Below are 20,690 nucleotides of genomic sequence, written 5' to 3' on the forward strand. Positions count from 1 at the left end.
GCTCTACCTGCCACGACTGTACGCGCCACAAACGCGATGGGCCGAGCAGTGCCCGGCCCATCGCGTTGCCTTTACTGCGGCGCGCGTGGCGCGATCAGTATTTCTTTTCCAGATTGATCATCCAGGTCTGGTCGTTGCCGCTGTCGCCGTCGGTGATGCCGCGGTATTCCAGTCGCGTGGACAGGCCTTGTTCGGTCAGCAACGCCGCGCCGATGCCCACCATCAAGCGGTTGCGATCGAACGCGCTCTGGCCGGTGCGATAGAACGGCCCGCCAGACAGGTCGGCGTAGCTCAGGGTGGCATCGCCACGGCCCTGGAAGTCGCGCTGGTATTCCACCCGCAGCTGCGGGGTCAGGCGGCCCCAGCTCACTTCGCGGCGCCATTCCAGACGCAGGCCCAGATTACCGGTGGTGGTGGCCACATCCATGTCGGCATAGCGCAACGCGAACGGTGCCACGCCGTCTTCGCTATAGCCGTCCAGCGTGGCGCGCGACACATCCAGCCGCGCATACGGGGTGATCTGCAGGCTGTCGCGCTGCAGGTCCGCACCGGTCGACAGCGAGGCGATCCACTGCTTGCCGTCGCGGTTGCCTTCGGCCAGCGAGCCATCGTCGCTCACATAGCGGCGCAGGTCGTACGACAACAACTGGTAACCGACCAGGGTGTCGAAGAAGAACGCCTTGCCCGGATGGAAGCTGGCATACACGGCCATGGTGTACGCGTTGCCCTTGCTATGGCTGCCGTTGTTGCCCACGTCGCTGTCATCGCGGCCCCAACCCAGGCCTGCACCGATCGCCAGCGACTGCGCCACCCGGTAATCCGCACCCACGCTCAAGCCGTCGGTCTGGAAGTCCACACCGTTGCTGCTGGCCTGCCGGTTCAAGCTGCCCGAGCGGATCGCACCACCGATCCACAGACCCAGATCGCCCTGCCCCTGCGCCTGCGCGGTGCCGCTGGACGCCACCGCCGGCGCATCGCGGAAGTCGTTATCGGCATCCTGCGTGTCCGGGCTGCAGGGCTGCGCACTGACACCGCGCTCGGCCTGGCGGCAATGCGAGGTGGGCTGGAAGCTCACCGCGTTGCTGAAGCTACCGCCGCCGCGATGGGTGGCCTCCAGCCGGCGCTGGAAGTTGTCGATCTGCGCGCGCGCAAACCGCCGTGTGGACTCGGACTGCGCATCGATCAAGCCGCGCACTTCCGCATCCTGGCTCGGGTCGCGGCGCGGTGCGATGTTGAACACCACGCTGGCCGGCGCCGAGGTGGCGAACGCGTTGGACAAGGTGAACTGCACCGTCGCCTGGCCGACAAATGCCGGGTTGGGCGTAAAGGTCAGCGTGAAGGTAGGCACTTCGGCCATCGCGGTGGCGGCCGGCGACAGGCCGGAGGCGCGTGCCGCCGATGCGGTGGCGGCACCACCGACACGGGTGATGGTGGCGGTACCGGCGGAGGCCGGCAGCACCGCGACCACCGCAGCGGCCACGAACGGCCCGCCGGTGGCGTTGCGGGTGATATCCACCTGCTGCGCTTCGCCGGGCACTGCCTCTGCGGTCACCGACACCGCAACCGGCCGCGCGTTGACCGTGATGGTCAGCGTGGTCGCCGCCGAGGTGCCGCCACTGCCGGTGGCGGTGTAGCTCACCACGTCGGTGCCGATGAAACCGGCGGTCGGGGTATAGACCACCTGCAGGCCATCGACCACGGCAGTACCGTTGGTGGGTGCGGTGGTGATGGCGATCGCGGTGATGGTGCCGGTGTCGTTGCCGGTCACCGCCACCGTCACTGCGGTGCCATCCATGGTTGCGGCGGTGTCTGCAACCGCCACCGGAGCCGCGCCGACCACGCTGAAGCTATAGGCCTGCGCAGCGCTGGCGGCACTGGCATCGGTCACGGCGATGGTGAAGTTGCTGACGCCTTCGCCGCTGGGCGTGCCCGACAGCGTGCCATTGGCGGCCAGGGTCAGGCCGGCCGGCAAGCTGCCGCTGGTCACCGCAAAGCTGTAAGGCGCCACGCCGCCGGACACGGTCAACGTCTGGCTATACGCCGTGCCCGCGACGGCCGGCGGCAGCGTGTTCTGCCCGATCGCCAGCGTGGCTGCGCCGATGGTCAGCGCATAGCTGCGCGAGGCCTGCGCCGCAGGGCTGGGCGTGCTGTCGGAGGCGGTGAGCGTGAAGTTGAAGCTGCCAGACACCGTCGGCGTGCCGCTCAGCCCACCGGTTGCGGTGTCCAGCACGATGCCGGCCGGCAACGCGCCAGCGCTCAGCGCATAGCTGTACGGCGCAGTGCCGCCGGTGGCCGGGCTGATCGCTGCCGTATACGCCTGCCCTGCGGTGCCTGCCGGCAAGGTGGATGCGGGCAGCACCAGGGTCGGGCCAGCCACCGTCAGCGTATACGCCCGCGTCCCGGTGAAGCTGTTGGCATCGGTCGCCTCAACCGTGAAGTTGAACGTGCCATCCACCGTCGGCGTGCCCGACAGCGTGCCGTTGCCTGCCAGGGTCAGGCCACCCGGCAACACGCCAGCGGCGATCGTGTAGCTGTAAGGCGCAGTGCCGCCGCTGGCGCTCAACGCCTGGCTGTACGCCGTACCGCGCGTTGCAGCGGGCAGCGTGGTCGGCGCCAGCACGATGGTGGGCGCAGCGATGGTCAGCGTGTAGCTCTGGGTGGCAGTGGACGGCGTACCGGTCGTGCTGTCGGTAGCGGTCAGGGAGAAGTTGTAGGTGCCAGGTGCCGTGGGCGTGCCGCTGAGCGCAGCGGTGCCGCTGTTGAGCGTGATACCCGCCGGCAGCGCACCGGCACTGAGCGTATAGGTATACGGCGCGATGCCGCCGCTCGCCGGCGTGATGGCCGCCGTGTAGGCCTGACCGGCGGTGCCGGCGGCCAGCGAGGTCGCCGGAAGCGTGACGCTGGCACCGGCAACAACCAGGGTGTAGGCGCGGCTTCCGGTCGTCGGGGCGCCGCTGTCGGTCGCGCTTACCGTGAAGTTGAAGCTGCCGGTGGCGGTGGGAGTGCCCGACAGCACGCCGGCAGCGCTCAGGATCAGCCCGGGCGGCAACGCACCGGCAGTGATCGCGAAGGAATAAGGCGCGCTACCGCCGCTGGCGGACACCGTCTGGCTGTAGGCGCTGCCTGCCGTCGCGGCAGGCAGGGTCGCCGGTGCGACGGTGACCACCGCATCGTCGTTGACGATGGTGCCGGTGCCGGTGGCGCGCGCGATGGACGCGTTGCTGGCGCCGGACAGGCCGACGGTCAGGGTTTCGTTGGGCTCGACCGCCGTGTCGCCGTTGACGGTGACAGCCACGCCCTGCGCGGTCGTACCCGGCGCGAAGGTCAGCGTGCCCGAGCGGGCGACATAGTCGCTGCCGGCAATGGCAGTGCCGTCGGCAGTGGCGTAATTGACCGACACGGTCTGGCCGCTGGACGCACTCAGGCTCACTGTAAAGGTGAGCGTGGTGGTCCCGCTATTGCCTTCGTTGACGCTGACATCGTCGATCGACAGCCCAGGCAGCGCATCATCGTTGACGATGGTGCCCTGACCCTGCGCGTCGCTGACCGTGGCGCCAGCGACGTTACTGACATTGACGAAAAAGGTTTCGTTGGGCTCGCTGAGCGTGTCGCCGTTGACCAGCACCGTGAAGGTATAGCTGCTGCTGCCGGCGGGAATCGTCTGCCCGGTCAGGCTGGAAGCGGCGTAGTCCACGCCTGCGGTCGCGGTACCGTCGGCGGTGGCGATGTCGAAGCTGACCCCGCCGGCGCCGGCCGGCTGGCTCAGCGACACGGTGAAGGTGGCATTGGTGGTACCGGCGTTGCCCTCGTTCACGGACACGTCGTTGATCGACAGCGACGGCTGGTCGTCGTTGAGGATGCTGCCGGTGGCGCTGTTGGGCGAGCCCACGCTGTAGCCGCTGCCTGCGCTCAGGCTGATGGCGACGGTCTCGTCGGGTTCGACGGTGCTGTCGGCGGTCGGGTTGATGGTGATGGTGCCCGTGGTCTGGCCGGCGGCAATCACCAGCGGCGAACTCACGGCCGCGTAGTCGGTGCCCGAGGTGGCGCTGCCGCCAACGCTGTAGGCCACCGACACCGCGCTCACCGGCGCCTGGTCAAGCGTGACGGTGTAGACCAGATTGGTGGCGCCGTCCTCGGCCACGCTGGAGGGAGACACCGCGATCGATGCGGTGGGCAGATCGTCGTTGAGGATGGTTGCGGTGGCGCTGGCCGGATTGCCGACGCCATAGCCGGTGCCGCTGGCCACGTTGATCACCACCGTCTCGTCGGCCTCTAACGTGGTATCGGAGACCGGGGTGACGGGAAAGCTGGCCGAAGCGGTATTGGCGGGCACCACGATGCTGTTCACCGCGCCCGTATAGTCGACGCCGTTGGTGGCGGTGCCGCTGCGGGTGAGGTTCACCGTGGTCGCCGAGCTGCTGGTCTGGCTCAGGGTCACCGTGTAGGTGAACGATGCGCCGCTGTCTTCGTTGCGGCTGGCCGGGCTCACCGCGATGCCAGCGGTAATCGCCGGGGTGATGGTGATGTTGAAGACGATCTGGTTGTTGTACTCGTCTATCAGGTAGAACGAGTCCGACGCCGCGCCATCACCGTTGTTGGTATATGTCACCCGTTCGGTACCGGCGCCATCGAGCTGACCGGTGAGGTTGTAACTGCCATGCGCCGGAGATACGCCGGGATCGGTCATGCCCACGTTAGACGTGCCGTCGCAGTCGCTGACATCGAAGGTCACCGAGCCGCCCGAGTTCACGGTACCGCTTTGGGGAGTCGGGCATGCGGGTCCAGGTCCGGGCCCGGCTGCAGCCAGACAGACCTGCGACGTCGCCAGCCAGAGCAACGCCATCAGCAAACGCAGCATGGGACGCACGCCGCCCAAGGCAGTGAAAGTCGTAGACATGAATTTTCCCCAAAAGAAGCACGCCACCCCGGCGTCGGCATCGGTCCTGGTGCCTCAGATCAGCACAACGCGATGCCTTTTAGGACATACAGTTGGACTGCGGCGCTATTTGAACAGGAACTGACTACCAGTTAAAGAATGAGAAATTAATACTTCATTCCAGTTTCGAACACTGGTGGCTTGTGGTACGCACCCTCGGCAGGTATCTGTACCGCAGCCCCGACATTCGCTCGGCGGCGGACTACGCGGGGAGATCTGCATGAGCGAGTTCTTCATCGGTCAAATCATGTTGACCGGTTTCGTTTTTGCGCCCAAATATTTTGCGCAATGCAACGGCCAGCTATTACCGGTCAATCAGAACCAGGCGCTGTTCAGCCTGCTTGGCAACCGCTTTGGCGGCAATGGCAGCAGCACGTTCGCGTTGCCGGATATGCGCGGACGCACGCCGATGGGTTACGGGCCGTCGGCCGATCCGAGTTGGCAGCCTCCGGCAATGCCGATGGGGCAGGCCGCCGGTTCGGAGACGGTGACGCTGCTGGCGGACAATCTCCCCGCGCATACCCACCTGATGGATTGCAGCAGCGCCAACGGCGACAACCGCGTGCCGACCGGCCGCCTGTTCGCGAACAACAACGTCACCACGGGAACCGCGCACGCGTTATACGCCGCGGCTGGCGCGATGGTGCCGCTGTCCCAAGCCACGGTCGCCAATAGCGGCGGTAACCAGCCGCATCCGAATATGCAGCCGTACACCACGATCAATTTTTGCATCGCGCTGAACGGGATCTTCCCCTCGCGCAGCTAGGCGCACGCATATCCGGACGCTTAGCGCGCAGCTTGCGCGTGGCGTCTCATCGACCAGGAAGGATCTCATGAGTACTCCATTCATCGGCGAAATCCGCATGTTCGGCTTCGGCCGCACTCCCCAGGGCTGGCAGGCCTGCGACGGCTCGCTGCTGCAGATCTCGGAATACGAAACGTTGTACGTGCTGCTTGGTACCGTCTACGGCGGCAATGGCACCGACACATTCGGGGTGCCGGACCTGCGCGGCCGCGTGCCGATCCACCAGGGCCAAGGTCCCGGGCTGAACAACTATGTGCTCGCCCAGCGCTCCGGCACCGAGACGGTGACGTTGATTGATCTGCAGATCCCGGCGCACACGCATACCGCCCAGGCCACCACCAGCGCGGCGACCGCCACCGCACCCGCCGGACTGTTGCCGGCGGCGGTCAACGGCAGCATGTTCTATGCCAGCGACGTCAACGGAGCGACCACGCTAGCGATGTCCGCCCAGAGCACCTCGTTTGCTGGCGGCAACCAACCGCACGACAACCTCATGCCGACGCTGACGGTGCAGTACTGCATCGCCACCACCGGCATCTTTCCGCAGCAGGCCTGATCCCACGCGCCGCGCCGATCAGGCCGCGGCGCCCGCTTCCGCTCCACCGGAGGAACCCGTTCATGACCGAACCCTATATCGGCGAAATCCAGCTGTTCGGCTTCGATTTCAATCCTGTCGGCTGGGCGTTCTGCAATGGCGCCACCCTGCCGATCACGCAGAACACCACGCTGTACTCGCTGCTCGGGGCGGCTTATGGCGGCAACGGCACCAGCACCTTCCAGTTGCCGAACTTCTCCGCGCGCGCCGGCTGCCAGCAAGGTCCGGGACCGGGCCTGACCCCGCACACGTTGGGCAGCAACTTCGGCTCCGCCTCGGAAAGCCTGCTGAGCACGCAGATCCCGGTGCACCAACATGGCGTCAACGCGTTCTCGCAGCCGGATCCGGCCAAAAAGACGGGCACGCCGGCCAGCGGAGCGGCCCTATCGTCGCTGAACGTCAACACCGAGCGCCCGTTCTTTGCAGTCGCGCCGGACAAGCAGTTCTCCCCAAGCATGCTGTTGCCCACCGGCAACGGCTTGGCGCACGAGAACCGGCAACCCTATCTGGCAGTGAACTTCTGCATCGCACTGCAGGGCGATTACCCGGTATTCGATTGAGGCCATGGCCAAGCGGCTTGCCAGCACGGCAGCAACAGCAGCGTTAGGCCACGAACCTGCGGTCGGGTCTGGTCCGCAGGCCGTCGTCTTGCGTCCGGAACGCGATGCCGACCTGCCATGGTTGCAGGCGCTGTACGCCAGCACGCGCAGCGACGAGCTTGCTTGCGTGCCGTGGCCGCAAGCGACCAAGCGCGCGTTCTTGCACCAGCAATTCAGCCTGCAACGCGCGCATTACCGGCAGTATTTTGCCGATGCCGACTTTCTGATCGTGGAGGCAAACGATGCGCGCATCGGCCGGCTCTATCTACATCGCACAGCGCCTCAGCACACCTTGATCGACATCAGCCTGCTGCCGGGCTGGCGTGGCCGCGGGATCGGTTCGCACCTGCTTGCACACGCACAGACCTGCGCCCGCGAGGCGGGATGCGCGCTGTCATTGCATGTGCTGCACGCCAATCCCGCCGCGCAGCGCCTGTATGTCCGCCATGGATTCGTTGCAGGCCGCAGCAACCAGACACATCTGCAGATGCACTGGCATCCGCACGATCACCTGGTCAGTTGAACGCGCTCAGTTGAACGCGCTCAATTAAAGACGGCCTGATACAGAAACCCATCGCGCTCGCGTGCCACCGGCACCAGAAAGATGCCGATCTCGCCCAGCCGCGCATGGCGCATCTGATAGGTCTGCTGCGGAAACAGAAACGCCGAGCCATTGCGGAACAACAGCGAAAACGGCGCGCGTTGCGTGTTGCGTGCGTCCTGCAGCGGCCGCGCTTCTACCAAGACAAACGGCACCTCGCCCTCGTTCAAGGACGCAGCAAAGGTTTCATTGACACTCCCGGCGAAGTGTTCAAGCGTCAGCAACTCCATGGATGATTCCTTGGCGACGATGGAGCTGGATCGTCGCGTCTTTTGCGCAGACACCACAAGACGGCGATACCAACAACGCGACGCACTCGACAGATCACACAGATCGCAAAGAGAAAGGCCAAGGACCATCGAACCAAGCCCTGGCTGCCGGAAACGCCGCGACGGCGCAAACACCGCAAACGCTTCCGGGCGATCGCGCACGCTCGGGCTCCCTACTGCGACGTACGTTGCACAGCGATGCCATGCAGGGCGGCAGTCACTGCGTTGCGGGACACGCTGTTACGCAGATGGCGACATGCTCAGCCACATCGCTTGCCGCATGAATGCGACAATACTGCACGCAGCGGTTCGGTTATGTTCAGCCGTGTGACGGCTACTCTATTGCGTTGGAATTCTGTTAAAGGCTTCGATGACGGCGTCCGCCTCTCCTGTCGTGCAGTTGTCCGGTGTCCGCATCGATCGCGGCGGGCGGACGATTTTGCGCGACGTTTCGCTCGATGTGCCGCGCGGCAGCATCACTGCGGTGCTCGGTCCTTCCGGTAGCGGCAAGTCCACGATGCTGGCGGCGTTGACCGGCGAACTGCGCCCGGTCGCCGGTACGGTGACCTTGTTCGGTAGCCCGATCCCGCACGGCAGCCGGGCGTTGCTGGAAGTGCGCCGCAATGTCGGCGTATTGCTGCAAGGCAACGGCTTGCTCACCGACCTGAGCGTGGCCGATAACGTCGCGTTGCCGCTGCGCACGCATACGCGCCTGCCGGCGCCGGTGCTGCGGCGGCTGGTACAGATGAAGCTGCACGCCGTGGGCCTGCTCGCCGCCGCCGATGCGTGGCCGCGCGAGTTGTCCGGCGGCATGGCGCGACGTGTGGCGCTGGCGCGCGCGCTGGCGCTGGACCCGCCGTTGATGATCTATGACGAGCCGCTGACCGGGCTGGATCCGATCGCCTCGGGCGTGATCATGAGCCTGATCCAACGCCTCAACCACAGCCTGGGTCTGACCAGCATCATCGTCAGCCACCACGTGCACGAGACGCTGCCGATCTGCGACCAGGCGGTGGTCATCGCCAATGGCGGCATCGTGTTCGCCGGCACCCCGGCGCAATTGCAGGACAGCACCGACCCGTTGGTGCAGCAGTTCCTGCACGGTCAGCCCGATGGACCGATCGCCTTCGATGCCGCACCGCGCCGCGACCGGAGTGCTGCCTGATGGCCATGGTTGAATCGATCCGCGCCTTCGGCCGCGCCGGCTTGTTTTCGCTGACCGTGCTGCGCGGCTCGCTGCCGACGCGCGATTTCATCGCCGAGCTGGTGCGCGAGATCTACAAGGTCGGTGCGCGCTCGCTACCGATCATCGCCGTGGGCGGCGCCTTCGTCGGCCTGGTGCTGACGCTGCAGGGCTACCGCACGCTCACTACCTACGGCGCCTCCGATGCGCTGTCCACGCTGCTGGGGCTGTCGCTGTACCGCGAGCTGGCACCGGTGCTGACTGCGCTGTTGTTCATCGGCCGCGCCGGCAGCTCGATCGCCGCCGAACTCGGCCTGATGCGCGCCACCGACCAGATCAAGGCGCTCGAACTGATGGCCATCGACCCGGTGGCCAAGGCGGTGGCGCCACGGTTCTGGGCAGCGGTGCTGACAGTGCCGTTGCTGACCGGCGTGTTCTGCTCGCTGTCCATTACCGGCGGCTACTTCGAAGCCGTCCACGTGCTGGGCATCGACAACGGCACATTCTGGTCGGGGCTGAGCAACAGCGTCGATTTCTGGGACGACTTCGGCGTGGCGATGCTCAAGTCGGCGATCTTCGGCGGCACGGCCGCGCTGGTCGCCGCCTATGTGGGCTTCCATGCCGAGCCGACCATCGAAGGCACCTCGATCGCCACCACCCGCGCGGTGGTCAATGCCTCGCTGCTGGTGCTGATGTTCAACTTCGTCCTTTCTGCAATGTTGTTTAGGTGAGATAGCCCATGGCCATGCGTGGACCACGACTCGAATTCGCCGTTGGCGCCTTTTTGCTGCTGACCCTGGCCTCGCTGCTGGTGCTGGCGGTGGCCTCGACCAATCAGCGCTGGGGCTTCGGCGCCAGCCAGTACACGCTGACGGCGCGCTTCAGCCAGATCGGCCAGCTGCGCGCGCAGGCGCCGGTGAAGATCGGCGGCGTGACCATCGGCAAGGTGTCCGAGATCAACCTGGATCCGACCAAGTTCGATTCGGTGGTGACGCTGTCGCTGGACACCAAATACAAGGATCTGCCCGCCGACACCTCGGCCGGCATCTTCACCAGCGGCTTGCTGGGCGAGAGCTATATCGGTCTGCAGCCGGGCGGCGACCCGGAAACGCTCAAGCCGGGCGAAGAGATCGGCTTTACCCAGCCGGCCGTGGATCTGCTGCAGCTGGTCGGCAAGTACATGTTCAGTGGTGGCGGGAGTGGTGGCAGCAATGCCCCGGCCGCCACCGATGGTCAGGCGCCGGCGCCTGCCCAGCCCGCTTCTCCCTCTACGGAACCTCACCACCAATGAAAACCAACCTGCTCTCCGCCATCCTGGCCTCGACCCTGCTGGTGTGCGCACCGGCCACCGTGCTGGCCCAGCCCGCCGCCGCCAGCGCGCCTGCGCAAGGCGCGGCCACCAAGACCGTCATCGACAGCAGCACCCGCATCCTGACCACGCTGGACCAGCGCCGCGCCGAGTTCCGTAGCAACCCGGCCGCGCTGCGTCAGTACATCAATGGCGAATTGAACAAGGCCTTCGACCGCGATTACTCGGCCCGTCTGGTGCTGGGCGTGCACGGCCGTGGCGCCTCGGACGCGGACATCAAGCTGTTTGCCGACGCACTGGCCGAGAACCTGATGCAGCGTTACGGCACCGCGTTGCTCAACTTCGAAGGCAAACCGACCTTCCGCGCCAAGTCCGAGAGCGCGCTGCCGGGCAACCGCGGCGTCAAGGTCTCCACCGACCTGCTGCGCGCCGGCAACGACCCGACCCCGGTCGACTACCTGATGCGCAACAGCGGCGGCCAGTGGAAGATCTTCGACGTGATGATCGAAGGCATTTCCTACGTGCAGACCTTCAAGACCCAGTTCGATGGCCCGTTGCGCGAGAAGGGCATCGCCAAGGTCGCCGCCGATCTGCGCAGCGGCAACCTGCAGGTCGGTGCGGCACCGGCCAATGGCAAGTAACAGCACCGTGCAACGCAACGGCGACACGCTGGCGCTGACCGGCGTGCTCGACCGTGCGGCGGTCACTGCGGCCTGGCCGCAGGCGATCGCCCAGCTCGATGGCGTGCGCACGCTCGACCTGACAGGTGTACAACGCCTGGACAGTGCCGGCGTTGCGATGCTGGCCGAACTGGCCGCGCGGTTGCGCGGCAACGGCACTGCGGCGGTGGTGGGCGAGGCGTCCGGTCTGGACGAATTGCGCGCCGCCTATCGCTTGTCTCCCACTCTCGATTTTCAGGCCTGAGCGCCACGCCATGACCCAGTTACGCACCCTCCCCTTGCTGGCCTGCCTGTTGTTGGGCGCCTGCGCCAGCCACGCGCCGAAGTCGGCACCGCCGTCGGCCAGTGCCGATACCGCACCCAGCACCGAAACACCAGTGCGTGACGATTCCGGAGTCACCGCGCAACCGGCCGCCGCCGGTTTCGCCGCGCCCGACGCGGTGCCTGCCAGCATGGCCGCTGCGCCTGCCCCACAGTCCGCTGCCGGCAGCGATGCCGGCACCGGAACCGCAGGTGCACCTACTTCAGCCGAAGACGACTTCGCTGCGCTGTATGGCACGGCCACGCCGCAGGCCGGCGCCGACGGTGCGCCGACGCAGCCGGGCGCTGCACCGGCCTACGACCCGTGGGAGCGCTATAACCGCGGCATGCACCGCTTCAACATGGCGGTGGACCGGGGCGTGGCACGTCCGCTGGCCACTGGCTACACCAAGGTGGTGCCGCAACCGGCACGCCTGGGCGTGACCAACTTCTTCGACAACCTCGGCACGCCGTTGACCATGGTCAACCAGCTGCTGCAGGGCCATCCGGTGTATGCGGTGCAGTCGCTGGGGCGCTTTGTGATGAACACCACCCTGGGCGTGGCCGGCCTGTTCGACCCGGCCAGCGCGGCCGGGATTCCGCGGCGGAGCGAAGACTTCGGCCAGACCCTGGGCGTGTGGGGCTGGCGCAATTCGCGTTACTTCGAGCTGCCGCTGTTCGGCCCACGCACCGTGCGCGACACCTTCGGCCTGGGCGGCGATATTCCGCTGTCGCCGTTGCGCCAGCTCGACGACAGCGGCGCGCGTTTCGCCCTGCAGGGCCTGCAGCTGGTGGACACGCGTTCGCAGCTGATGTCGCTGGATTCGCTGCGCGACCAGGCACCGGACGAATACGCGCTGACCCGCGATGCCTGGATGCAGCGCCGCAATTACCAGATCGTGCGCGATCTGCGCAGCCACCGCGACAAGAACAACCAGCTGCCGGATTATCTGCGCGAAGACAAGGACAGCACGGTACCGGTGGATGCGATGCCGATCCCCAACTGGGTACGTTGATCGGCGAGCTGTGGTGTGACCTGCATGCAAAAGCCCGGGAGCGATCCCGGGCTTTTTGCTTTGCGAAAAACATGCAGATGATGACGTGCGCCAGTGTCCGGCGCGGCCGCCTCGATCGCTGCGTGTTTTTAGCGCGGCCAACACCACTCGGCAAGTAGTCGTCAGTCGTGCGCTCGGCACCGGAGCGCACAGGTGGTGTATGCCGGTGCCGGGCAGCGGCTGCGCACCGGCGGTGAGCGCAAAAGATGACTGGCCGCCGTTAGATCTGAAACCCATTGAGATTGCCCGTCCGCAGCAGACCCGGATGACGTTGTACTCAGCCCTCGGCAGTGGCGCCTTCGAAGGTGCGCGGCAGTGCCTGATAACCGGAACCAAGCACTGTTCTAATCTCGCTGGTCTGCGCTTTGCGGATGAACTGGATGAGGCTCGTTCCGGCACAACGGATCGAGAAGCAGGCGCGGTCGATGACATAGAACTTGAAATCGTCCTGGTCGCGCCGCCAGCACAGAGACTCACCGTTGATGCTGCTGCCGTAGAAACGAAGCGCGTCGAAGAAGTGGGCGATGTCACGGCTTTCGTCGTCATAGGGTTCAAGGCAATCGAGATCGCCGATCGCGATGCCGTCTTCCAGGTATTGGTCGACCAGCGAATGAACTTGATCGTGGAGTTCGACACCTCGGACGAGCAGACCGTCATTGCCGAACATGCTGAAGGGCATCTCGATGACGAAAAGGCCGTTGGTCGTGCCGTAGCCGAATGTGCGTGCAAACAGCGCGTAGGAAGGCGGCAGCGGGCCGATCTGCGCTTGGAGGTCTGAGATCTCGTCGGCAGATGCCGTGCGCGTGATGGTCGCACGATCAAAAAGCTGAGTGAGGTCGTCGGTCATCCAGGGTTCCTTCGAAAAGACGCCAGGCCAGTCGCTCGTTATCAGCCGGCGCAGCAAGTGCTCGCCCCCAACGCCGCGTCTACTGCTGGTGCGTTGTCGTTGCGAGGCGTAGGTGATTCGTTAGCGTCGCGCGGATCTCCATCATTTCGCCTGCCTCGCCGCCACCGCGCTTGATTCGCATGCCTGGCTTGGCAAGACGTGCTCGATGCAGGCGGTTACTGTCATCTTCAATCGCAAGAAAATCGACGCATCATCTGCGCGTGGTCACATCCGTTTGCGGAGGCTTGGGATTTTGAACGATAGCCAGGAAGCCAACAGGCAAAATGCAAAGCCGACCACAAGCACAACCGCAATCATTGGCCACTTTTCCATCCATTCGATACGGTAAAAGCACGTTGCCGGCTCGCCATTGATGAGCGCGCCATCAGGACATGGATTGGCCAGGCGGCTGTGGTACCACAGCGCCAGACCGGTGACGCAGGCAAGCATGCTGATCAAGATCAGCATCAGAACACCGGCTCGAACGCGTGTCTTGCCTGGCATTGAAGGACGGCTGCCTGCATTATGCAGCCGCAGCCAATGCGGCATCCACCGCTGCGCGCAGGCGTGCATCGTCGGCCGGCACATCCGGAGCGAAGCGCTCGATGACGGCGCCGTCGCGGCCGATCAGGAATTTTTCGAAGTTCCACAACACGCCCGGTGCGGGGTTTGCGGCAATGCCGTAGCCGGCGAGTTTCTCGCGCATCGGGCCATCGCCGGTGGCGCTCGGGCGCGCGCTGGTCAGGGCCTGATATAACGGATGGGTGTCTGCACCGGTGACGGCGATCTTGGAGAACATCGGGAAGGTGACGTCGTAGGTGAGCTGGCAGAACTGCGCGATCTCCGCCTCGCTGCCGGGTTCCTGGCCGTTGAAGTCGTTGGCCGGGAACGCCAGCACTTCCAGGCCCGCCGCATGCTTTTCGCGGTACAGCGCTTCCAGGCCTTCGTATTGCGGGGTGAGGCCGCACTTGGAAGCGACGTTGACCACCAGCAGTACCTTGCCGCGGTAGTCGGCCAGGGTGGCCGGTGCGCCGTCGATGCGTGTCACCGGAATGGCGTGGATGCTGGAAGTCATGGGTGCGTCCTGATTGGCGGGAAGCACCAGAGCATAAACCGCCGGGCGCGCGCGAGCGATGTCGCCCGCGCGCGCATCAGCCGGTCAATCGATACACAGCGCCGCCTGGCCTTTGCCACCCACCACAGCCTGGCGGCAGCCGAAACGATCGCTGTCGCGTTGGCAGGTGCCGGTGGTGACGGTACCGGTCGGCACGATGCTGGTGGCCAGACAATCGCCGCTGCAATCGGCCTTGTCGGTGCAGGTCTTGCCGGCATCGGCATACGGCACGATGCAACGCGGAATCTGCATGCGGCCTACCGGACGTAATTGGCCGCCTTTTGCGGTGCACGCGGCTGCGTCGGCAGACGCTGCATTTGCAGGCGGTGACGCACTCGCTGCAGCGCCGGACTTGGCGGGCGGCGTAACGCTACATGCGGTCAGCAGCAGCGCGCACATCATTGGGTGGATCCATCTAGCCGCCATAGAAATCTCTTCTCGGACAAGGTGCATGCAAGCATCGCGGGAGCGCTGTCTGCGTGATGTGGTTGGAATGCGACGCAGAAAGATCACGTCTTGAACCTGCTGTTGTTGTAGGAGCGCACCCGGGCGCGATGAGGCGTTATCGGTAAGGCTTCGTCGCGCCCGGGTGCGCTCCTACGGTGGGCTGTGTGTTGGCTGGCGTCTGCGGGTGAATCATTCCTGCTCGTCGCCGATGTCATCGTCGGTGCCGTTGTCGGCATCGTCCAGCAACGCTTGGGATTGGTCGCCGGACAGCGTTTCCACGCCGCGCAGGCGGCGTTCGATGGTGCGGGTCTTGCGGCTGGCTTCGCCGAGGCTCTTGCCGACGGTGCTGATCTGCCGCTCGGCCTTCTCCAGAATATTGGCGAACTTGCCGAACTCGCTCTTCACTGCGCCCAGCACCTGCCAGACCTCGCTGGAGCGTTTTTCGATGGCCAGCGTTCGGAAGCCCATCTGCAGGCTGTTGAGCAGGGCGGTGAACGTGGTCGGGCCGGCCAGTACCACGCGATGTTCGCGCTGCAGCAGATCGACCAGGCCGGCGCGGCGGATGACTTCGGCGTACAGGCCCTCGGTGGGCAGGAACATCACCGCGAAATCCGTCGTGTGCGGCGGGCTGACGTACTTGTCGCTGATGGATTTGGCCTGCACACGGATGGCGCGCTCCAGCTGCGCAGTCGACTGCTTGATCGCGTCCAGGTCGCCCTTTTCCTGCGCGTCGATCAGGCGTTCGTAGTCCTCGCGCGGGAACTTGGCGTCGACCGGCAGCCACACCACCGTGTCGTCGCCGCGCCCGGGCAGGCGGATGGCGAAGTCCACCGCTTCGGCGCTGTCGGGTTTGACCCGCACGCCGCGCGCGTACTGCTCCATCGTCAGCGTCTGCTCGAGGATGTTCTCCAGCTGCACTTCGCCCCAACCGCCGCGGTCCTTGACGTTGCTGAGCACGCGCTTGAGATCGCCGACGCCGGTGGCCAGTTGCTGCATTTCGCCCAGGCCGCGCTGCACCTGCTCCAGGCGCTCGGAAACGAGTTTGAAGGACGCATCCAGGCGTGTGTTGAGCGTGGTCTGCAGTTTTTCGTCGACGGTGGCGCGCATCAGCTCCAGCTTGCTGGCGTTGTCGCTTTGCAGGCTGGCCAGTTGCTGTTCCAGCGTGGCGCGCATCTCGCCGATGCGCAGTTCGTTGCGCTGGGTGAGTTCGCTCAGGCGCTGGCCAAGCGCTTCGGTGAAGCGTTGCTGCGACTCGCCGGCTTCGGCGCGGCCCTTGCGGGCATCCTCGGCCAACGCTTCGCGCAACGCGGCCATATGCGTGTCGGTACGTGCGATCAGGTCGGTCAGTTGCTGGCCGAACACGTGGATGCGGGTTTCCTGCTGCTGGCCGAAGCCTTCGAGCTGGGTGCGCAGTTCGGTGAGCCGCAGGGTCAATAATTCGCCGGTGCGTTGCTGGGCCAGGCCGCTTTCTTCGCGCGCCTTGCGGGCATCTTCGCCAAGGGCATCGCGCAGCAAATCCAGACGTTGATCGGTGCGGGTGGACAACTCGGTGAGGTTACGCGCGAAGGTTTCCAGACGCGCATCCTGCTGCCGCGCCAGGCCTTCGAGTTGCTCGCGCAGTTCGCCGCGGCCGTCGCGTTGTTCGGCGCGCAGCGCCAGTTCCAGACCGGTGGTGGAAGGACGCCGCAGCAGGGCGAGCAGCTGCAGCACGAGGACTGCAACCAGCAGTCCGAGAAGGATCAGGGATTCGGATGACATGCGCGCAGTGTAGCGGGGCCGGTCGCAGCGGCTGCGTCGGTGCGGTGCGGGGTGGGTCGTCGGCGATCACGGCGCAGGCGCCTGGGGCTGTCCGAAGCCGGCATGCCGTCCAAGCGCTAGCTCGGTGGCAAGCACGCGTTGTTCGGCGTGCCGGAACGCTGCGCGATCGCGACGTCAGCGCCGTCAGAACCCTTCCAGCACCAGCTTGCCGCGGGTGCGATGCGATTCCAGTGCGGCGTGGGCGCGGCGCAGGTTGTCGACGCTGATGCGGCCGTAGTGCTCGCCCAACGTGCTGCGCAGCGTGCCGCTATCCACCAGCGCGGCGACGCGGTTGAGCAGGTGGTGCTGGGCGATCATGTCGTCGGTGGCGAACAGCGAGCGGGTGAACATGAATTCCCAGTGCAGCGACGCGCTCTTGCGCTTGAGCGGCAGCACATCGAGCGTGGCCGGGTCGTCGATCAGCGCCAGCTGGCCTTGCGGTGCGAGCACGTCCACCAGCTGGGCGAAATGCTGGTCGGTGTGGGTCAGGCTGGCGACGTGCTCGACCTGAGCGATGCCGATGCGCTGCAGGCCCTCGCTCAGCGGCTGGGTGTGGTCGATGACGTGGTGGGCACCGAGCGCGTACACCCAATCCTGGGTCTGCGGGCGCGAGGCGGTGCCGATCACGGTCAGCTTGGTCAGCATGCGCGCCAGCTGCACCAGGATCGAGCCGACGCCACCGGCGGCGCCGACCACCAGCAGGGTCTGGCCCTGCCCGCCGTCTTCGGCGATGCGCAGGCGGTCGAACAGCAATTCCCAGGCGGTGATTGCGGTCAGCGGCAACGCGGCGGCCTGAGCGTCATCGAGCGTGGCCGGCTTGCGCCCGACCAGGCGTTCGTCCACCAGGTGGTATTCGGCATTGGTGCCGGGGCGATTCAAGGTGCCGGCGTAGTACACCGCATCGCCGGGCCGGAACAGGCCGACCTCGCTGCCCACCGCATCGACCACGCCGCTGGCGTCCCAACCGAGCACGCGCGGCGCGTCGACCGCGGCATTGGCGCGCACCTTGGTGTCGACCGGATTGACCGAGATGGCATGGATACGCACGCGCAGGTCGCGCGGGCCGGGCTCAGGCAGCGGCAGCTCGAGCGCGACCAGCGCGCGCGGGTCGTCGATGGGCAGACCGTGCTGCGGGTAGGCGATGGCTTTCATGGCGGGCGTCGTGCGGGGAGAGGACTACATGGTCGGCCGCCGGGATTAAGAGAAAAACCGGCAAACTGCGCAAGCACTTTCACAGCTGGAGTGAAGATGGTCCGCTTCGACGACTTGGCGCTGTTCGTGCGCACGGCAGCGCTGGGCAGTTTTTCCAATGCCGCGCGCGAGGCCGACCTGCTGCCCGGCCAGGTCAGCGCGGCGGTGGCGCGGCTGGAGCGGGCACTGGACCTGCGCCTGTTTGCGCGCTCCACGCGCAGCCTGCGGCTGACCGCTGAGGGCGAGCAATACATGCCCTACGCACGCCAGGTGCTGGAGCTGCTGCGCGATGGGCGCGAGCAGGTGCGCGGGCGCGACAGCGAACTGCAGGGCGTGCTGCAGGTGACCGCCCCGTCGGATCTGGGCCGCAATGTGCTGCTGCCGTGGCTGACCGAGTTCCGCGCCGCACATCCACGCCTGCGCCTGCGCCTGCATCTGTCCGACCAGGTGGCGGACCTGTATCGCGCGCCGGTGGATGTGGCGTTCCGGCTTGGGCGTATCGACGATGCGGAGCACGTAGCGCTGCCGCTGGCGCCGCACAACCGGCGCGTATTGGTCGCCGCGCCGTCGTATCTGCAGCGGCACGGGCAGCCGGCCACGCTGGATGCGCTGCGCGAGCACGCCTGTCTGTTGTATCTGCTGGCCGGGCGCGCCTACGACCGCTGGCAGTTCGCGCTGGAGGGGCGTCGCCACATCGTGCCGGTGCGCGGGGCGATGCTGTGCGACGACGCCGACATCGTGCGGCGCTGGGCCGTGGCGGGCGAAGGCATCGCCTACAAATCCTGGCTGGATGTGTGCGCCGACGTGCAGGCCGGGCGCTTGCAGGTGCTGTTCCCGGACTGCGGCGACCGCCTGCCGCTGCACCTGGTATGCCCGCATCGCAAACAGTTTTCGCCGGCAGTACGGCAGTTGCACGCGCTGTTTGCGCAGCGCTGCCAGGCGATGACGGCGTTGTATCCGCTGGCTTGATACGCGGTGATCCTGCTGCGTTAGAAGATCGGCGCGTTGGATGGACATGCGCGCTTGGGCGCGTGCCGGCCGCTGGCACGCACTCGGTCAACAGCGCTCGCCGCCTGCGATCTGCACTGGAGTCACGTCCCGCCAGACATTCCGTAGTCCGGCATCCACGTCCGGCCAAGCCAGCCCCAGCGCCACAAGGTCTACTCCGGCTGTCTTAAGTCCAGGCGATGGCGCGTTCGTTGCGGTGATCGCGTCATGGATGTTGCGACTGGTCATGCTGCTGCCAGATGGCACGCGCGCCCTGCCCGCTGCGGCCGCATGACCTTGGACAGATAGCTTTGCTGCAGCGCGTTGGGCGACACTCGGCGATTCTTTTGGTTCCTTCGAGGTCCGCATGTCGTCTTGGCTCCGGCGCAAATCCATCGATCAGGTCACCGTGCACGAGGCCGGCCGGCAACTGGTGCGCAGCCTGAGTTGGCCGCATCTGATTGCGCTGGGGATCGGGGCGATCGTCGGCACCGGCATCTACACGCTGATCGGCGTGGGTGCGGACAAGGCCGGCCCGGCGGTGCTGCTGTCCTTCGTTGCCGCCGGCATCGTGTGCGCCTGTGCGGCGCTGGCGTATGCGGAAATGGCCACGATGATGCCGGCCGCCGGCAGCGCCTACACCTACAGCTACACCGCGCTCGGCGAGAGCATCGCCTGGGTGGTGGGCTGGAGCCTGGTGCTGGAATATTCGCTGGTGGTCAGCACCGTGGCGGTGGGCTGGTCGGGCTATTTCGTCGGGTTCCTGCAGTGGTTGGGAGTCAACCTGCCGCATGCATTGATTGCCGGGCCGCACGCCGGCGGCATCGTGAACCTGCCGGCGGTGGTGATCACCTTCCTGGTGGCCGGCATGTTGATGGCCGGCACCAAGGAAAGCGCCACGCTCAATGCGGTGCTGGTGGTGTTGAAGATCATCGCGCTGGGCGTGTTCGTGGCGATCGCCTTGCCCGCGTTCAACAGCGCCAACCTGCAGCCGTTCATGCCGTACGGTTTCTCCAAGGCGATGGGGCCGGACGGTGTGGAGCGCGGGGTGATGGCGGCGGCAGCGATCATCTTCTTTGCGTTCTACGGGTTCGATGCGATTTCCACCGCCGCCGAAGAGACCAAGAACCCGGGGCGCGATCTGTCGATTGGTATCGTCGGTTCGATGATCGGCTGCACGCTGATCTACGTGCTGGTGGCGCTGTCGGCCGTGGGCGCGTTGAGCTTCACCGTGTTCGGCAAGAGCCCGGAGCCGTTGGCGTTGATCCTGCGCGAGCTGGGCCACGGCAAGGCAGCGTTGGTGATTGGTGCGGTGGCGATCATCGCGCTGCCGACGGTGCTGCTGGCGTTCCTGTACGGGCAGAGCCGGATCTTCTTTGTGATGTCGCGCGATGGGCTGTTGCCGCGCGGCTTGTCCAAGGTCAACGCCCGCACCGGCACGCCGGTGGCGATCACCTTGTTCACCGCGGTGCTGGTGGCGGCGTTGGCGGGTGTGGCGCGGCTGGACGAAATCGCCGCGTTGGCCAATGCCGGCACGTTGGCCGCGTTTACTGCCGTGGCGGCATGTTTGCTGGTGTTGCGCGTGCGCGAACCCACCCGTGCGCGGGCGTTCCGCACGCCGCTGGCCTGGGTGGTGGGACCGGTGGCGATCCTGGGCTGCCTGTATCTGTTCTGGAGCCTGCCGAGCACCACGCAGGGCTGGTTCCTGGTCTGGAACGTGCTGGGCGTAGTGGTGTATGTGGCGTATGGGCGGCGCAATAGCCGGCTGGCGAAGGCTGGTTAGTCCCTTCTCCCATCGGGAGAAGGTGCCCGTAGGGCGGATGAGGGTACGGGCGGAGCCTCATGCATTCATTTTTGGTAAGTGGCTTTGCCCCGTACCCTCACCCCAACCCCCGCTCCGCGTCCCGGCCCGCGCTAGCAGCGCGGGCGCTCCCAG

At 66.1% G+C, this 20,690-nt stretch carries 20 protein-coding genes; 12 read left to right on the forward strand and 8 right to left on the reverse strand.

The window, feature by feature from the left end:
• Nucleotides 1-94: 94 nt before the first annotated feature.
• Nucleotides 95-4,858 (reverse strand): putative Ig domain-containing protein, encoded by a 4,764-nt coding sequence (locus tag ACCQ06_RS22910; RefSeq protein WP_372365905.1) that lies wholly within the window; start codon nt 4,856-4,858, stop codon nt 95-97.
• Between the two features lie 298 nt (nt 4,859-5,156).
• Between ACCQ06_RS22910 and ACCQ06_RS22915 the strand changes: the two genes are divergently transcribed.
• The 4 genes from ACCQ06_RS22915 to ACCQ06_RS22930 all read left to right on the forward strand — a co-directional run bounded on the left by ACCQ06_RS22915 (nt 5,157) and on the right by ACCQ06_RS22930 (nt 7,458).
• The gene (locus tag ACCQ06_RS22915) at nt 5,157-5,702 is read left to right on the forward strand and encodes a phage tail protein (RefSeq protein ID WP_104617330.1); all 546 of its coding nucleotides are present in this window, start codon (nt 5,157-5,159) and stop codon (nt 5,700-5,702) included.
• 67 nt (nt 5,703-5,769) lie between these two features.
• Nucleotides 5,770-6,297: a phage tail protein gene (locus tag ACCQ06_RS22920; protein WP_228325327.1), complete on the forward strand. Its 528-nt coding sequence runs from the start codon at nt 5,770-5,772 to the stop codon at nt 6,295-6,297.
• Nucleotides 6,298-6,359: 62 nt separating this feature from the next.
• Nucleotides 6,360-6,896 (forward strand): phage tail protein, encoded by a 537-nt coding sequence (locus tag ACCQ06_RS22925; RefSeq protein WP_104617328.1) that lies wholly within the window; start codon nt 6,360-6,362, stop codon nt 6,894-6,896.
• A gap of 4 nt (nt 6,897-6,900) precedes the next feature.
• Nucleotides 6,901-7,458, forward strand: a complete 558-nt coding sequence (locus ACCQ06_RS22930; protein ID WP_316689625.1) for a GNAT family N-acetyltransferase — start codon at nt 6,901-6,903, stop codon at nt 7,456-7,458.
• 20 nt (nt 7,459-7,478) lie between these two features.
• Here ACCQ06_RS22930 and ACCQ06_RS22935 read toward each other — a convergent pair whose 3' ends face one another.
• The gene (locus ACCQ06_RS22935; protein ID WP_228325329.1) at nt 7,479-7,766 is read right to left on the reverse strand and encodes a DUF6916 family protein; all 288 of its coding nucleotides are present in this window, start codon (nt 7,764-7,766) and stop codon (nt 7,479-7,481) included.
• A 409-nt stretch (nt 7,767-8,175) separates the two neighbouring features.
• On the opposite strand from ACCQ06_RS22935, the gene ACCQ06_RS22940 reads away from it, so the two are divergent.
• From ACCQ06_RS22940 to ACCQ06_RS22965, 6 genes are read left to right on the forward strand one after another with little or no spacing between them, the layout of a single operon-like run.
• Complete coding sequence (locus ACCQ06_RS22940; RefSeq protein ID WP_104617325.1) at nt 8,176-8,970, forward strand: ABC transporter ATP-binding protein; 795 nt, start codon at nt 8,176-8,178, stop codon at nt 8,968-8,970.
• Nucleotides 8,970-9,719: an MlaE family lipid ABC transporter permease subunit gene (locus ACCQ06_RS22945; protein WP_104617324.1), complete on the forward strand. Its 750-nt coding sequence runs from the start codon at nt 8,970-8,972 to the stop codon at nt 9,717-9,719. The genes ACCQ06_RS22940 and ACCQ06_RS22945 overlap by 1 nt, the downstream gene beginning before the upstream one ends.
• 8 nt (nt 9,720-9,727) lie before the next feature.
• Nucleotides 9,728-10,279 carry an outer membrane lipid asymmetry maintenance protein MlaD gene (gene mlaD, locus ACCQ06_RS22950; RefSeq protein ID WP_104617323.1) on the forward strand — a complete coding sequence of 184 codons (552 nt, stop codon included), beginning with the start codon at nt 9,728-9,730 and terminating at the stop codon, nt 10,277-10,279.
• A complete protein-coding gene (locus ACCQ06_RS22955; protein WP_104617322.1) occupies nt 10,276-10,938 on the forward strand; it encodes an MlaC/ttg2D family ABC transporter substrate-binding protein in 663 nt (220 codons plus the stop codon). The genes mlaD and ACCQ06_RS22955 overlap by 4 nt, the downstream gene beginning before the upstream one ends.
• Nucleotides 10,928-11,221 carry an STAS domain-containing protein gene (locus tag ACCQ06_RS22960; RefSeq protein ID WP_058563564.1) on the forward strand — a complete coding sequence of 98 codons (294 nt, stop codon included), beginning with the start codon at nt 10,928-10,930 and terminating at the stop codon, nt 11,219-11,221. The genes ACCQ06_RS22955 and ACCQ06_RS22960 overlap by 11 nt, the downstream gene beginning before the upstream one ends.
• Nucleotides 11,222-11,231: 10 nt before the next feature.
• Complete coding sequence (locus tag ACCQ06_RS22965; RefSeq protein WP_316689628.1) at nt 11,232-12,293, forward strand: MlaA family lipoprotein; 1,062 nt, start codon at nt 11,232-11,234, stop codon at nt 12,291-12,293.
• Nucleotides 12,294-12,609: 316 nt separating this feature from the next.
• Here the strand turns inward: ACCQ06_RS22965 and ACCQ06_RS22970 are convergent, their stop codons facing one another.
• The 6 genes from ACCQ06_RS22970 to ACCQ06_RS22995 all read right to left on the reverse strand — a co-directional run bounded on the left by ACCQ06_RS22970 (nt 12,610) and on the right by ACCQ06_RS22995 (nt 17,728).
• Entirely contained in the window at nt 12,610-13,179 is a 570-nt protein-coding gene (locus ACCQ06_RS22970) for a hypothetical protein (protein ID WP_316689629.1), read from the reverse strand.
• Between the two features lie 264 nt (nt 13,180-13,443).
• Nucleotides 13,444-13,686, reverse strand: a complete 243-nt coding sequence (locus ACCQ06_RS22975) for a hypothetical protein (protein WP_316689630.1) — start codon at nt 13,684-13,686, stop codon at nt 13,444-13,446.
• A 55-nt stretch (nt 13,687-13,741) separates the two neighbouring features.
• Nucleotides 13,742-14,293: a glutathione peroxidase gene (locus tag ACCQ06_RS22980; RefSeq protein ID WP_316689632.1), complete on the reverse strand. Its 552-nt coding sequence runs from the start codon at nt 14,291-14,293 to the stop codon at nt 13,742-13,744.
• An 84-nt stretch (nt 14,294-14,377) separates the two neighbouring features.
• Entirely contained in the window at nt 14,378-14,758 is a 381-nt protein-coding gene (locus tag ACCQ06_RS22985; protein ID WP_228325347.1) for a hypothetical protein, read from the reverse strand.
• A gap of 210 nt (nt 14,759-14,968) precedes the next feature.
• The gene (locus tag ACCQ06_RS22990; RefSeq protein WP_228325348.1) at nt 14,969-16,489 is read right to left on the reverse strand and encodes a DNA recombination protein RmuC; all 1,521 of its coding nucleotides are present in this window, start codon (nt 16,487-16,489) and stop codon (nt 14,969-14,971) included.
• A gap of 231 nt (nt 16,490-16,720) precedes the next feature.
• Nucleotides 16,721-17,728: a zinc-binding alcohol dehydrogenase family protein gene (locus ACCQ06_RS22995; RefSeq protein ID WP_316689634.1), complete on the reverse strand. Its 1,008-nt coding sequence runs from the start codon at nt 17,726-17,728 to the stop codon at nt 16,721-16,723.
• A 96-nt stretch (nt 17,729-17,824) separates the two neighbouring features.
• Here ACCQ06_RS22995 and ACCQ06_RS23000 point away from each other — a divergent pair, with 96 nt between their 5' ends.
• On the forward strand, nt 17,825-18,736 hold the full coding sequence (locus tag ACCQ06_RS23000) for a LysR family transcriptional regulator (protein WP_316689636.1): 912 nt from the start codon (nt 17,825-17,827) through the stop codon (nt 18,734-18,736).
• Between the two features lie 385 nt (nt 18,737-19,121).
• Complete coding sequence (locus tag ACCQ06_RS23005; RefSeq protein ID WP_316689637.1) at nt 19,122-20,537, forward strand: amino acid permease; 1,416 nt, start codon at nt 19,122-19,124, stop codon at nt 20,535-20,537.
• The last annotated feature ends 153 nt before the right edge of the window (nt 20,538-20,690 follow it).

The sequence above is a fragment of the Xanthomonas sp. NCPPB 4467 genome (assembly GCF_041475665.2).
GTDB lineage: Bacteria > Pseudomonadota > Gammaproteobacteria > Xanthomonadales > Xanthomonadaceae > Xanthomonas > Xanthomonas dyei.

Bases quoted from the DNA above. Each gene is read 5' to 3' on its own strand.
- mlaD (WP_104617323.1), top strand. From the start codon at position 9,728: ATGGCCATGCGTGGACCACGACTCGAATTCGCCGTTGGCGCCTTTTTG.
- ACCQ06_RS22920 (WP_228325327.1), top strand. From the start codon at position 5,770: ATGAGTACTCCATTCATCGGCGAAATCCGCATGTTCGGCTTCGGCCGC.
- ACCQ06_RS22980 (WP_316689632.1), bottom strand. From the start codon at position 14,293: ATGACTTCCAGCATCCACGCCATTCCGGTGACACGCATCGACGGCGCA.
- ACCQ06_RS22915 (WP_104617330.1), top strand. From the start codon at position 5,157: ATGAGCGAGTTCTTCATCGGTCAAATCATGTTGACCGGTTTCGTTTTT.
- ACCQ06_RS22955 (WP_104617322.1), top strand. From the start codon at position 10,276: ATGAAAACCAACCTGCTCTCCGCCATCCTGGCCTCGACCCTGCTGGTG.
- ACCQ06_RS22925 (WP_104617328.1), top strand. From the start codon at position 6,360: ATGACCGAACCCTATATCGGCGAAATCCAGCTGTTCGGCTTCGATTTC.
- ACCQ06_RS22970 (WP_316689629.1), bottom strand. From the start codon at position 13,179: ATGACCGACGACCTCACTCAGCTTTTTGATCGTGCGACCATCACGCGC.
- ACCQ06_RS22965 (WP_316689628.1), top strand. From the start codon at position 11,232: ATGACCCAGTTACGCACCCTCCCCTTGCTGGCCTGCCTGTTGTTGGGC.
- ACCQ06_RS23000 (WP_316689636.1), top strand. From the start codon at position 17,825: ATGGTCCGCTTCGACGACTTGGCGCTGTTCGTGCGCACGGCAGCGCTG.
- ACCQ06_RS22910 (WP_372365905.1), bottom strand. From the start codon at position 4,858: ATGCTGCGTTTGCTGATGGCGTTGCTCTGGCTGGCGACGTCGCAGGTC.
- ACCQ06_RS22995 (WP_316689634.1), bottom strand. From the start codon at position 17,728: ATGAAAGCCATCGCCTACCCGCAGCACGGTCTGCCCATCGACGACCCG.
- ACCQ06_RS22945 (WP_104617324.1), top strand. From the start codon at position 8,970: ATGGCCATGGTTGAATCGATCCGCGCCTTCGGCCGCGCCGGCTTGTTT.
- ACCQ06_RS22930 (WP_316689625.1), top strand. From the start codon at position 6,901: ATGGCCAAGCGGCTTGCCAGCACGGCAGCAACAGCAGCGTTAGGCCAC.
- ACCQ06_RS23005 (WP_316689637.1), top strand. From the start codon at position 19,122: ATGTCGTCTTGGCTCCGGCGCAAATCCATCGATCAGGTCACCGTGCAC.
- ACCQ06_RS22985 (WP_228325347.1), bottom strand. From the start codon at position 14,758: ATGGCGGCTAGATGGATCCACCCAATGATGTGCGCGCTGCTGCTGACC.
- ACCQ06_RS22935 (WP_228325329.1), bottom strand. From the start codon at position 7,766: ATGGAGTTGCTGACGCTTGAACACTTCGCCGGGAGTGTCAATGAAACC.
- ACCQ06_RS22975 (WP_316689630.1), bottom strand. From the start codon at position 13,686: ATGCTGATCTTGATCAGCATGCTTGCCTGCGTCACCGGTCTGGCGCTG.
- ACCQ06_RS22940 (WP_104617325.1), top strand. From the start codon at position 8,176: ATGACGGCGTCCGCCTCTCCTGTCGTGCAGTTGTCCGGTGTCCGCATC.
- ACCQ06_RS22960 (WP_058563564.1), top strand. From the start codon at position 10,928: ATGGCAAGTAACAGCACCGTGCAACGCAACGGCGACACGCTGGCGCTG.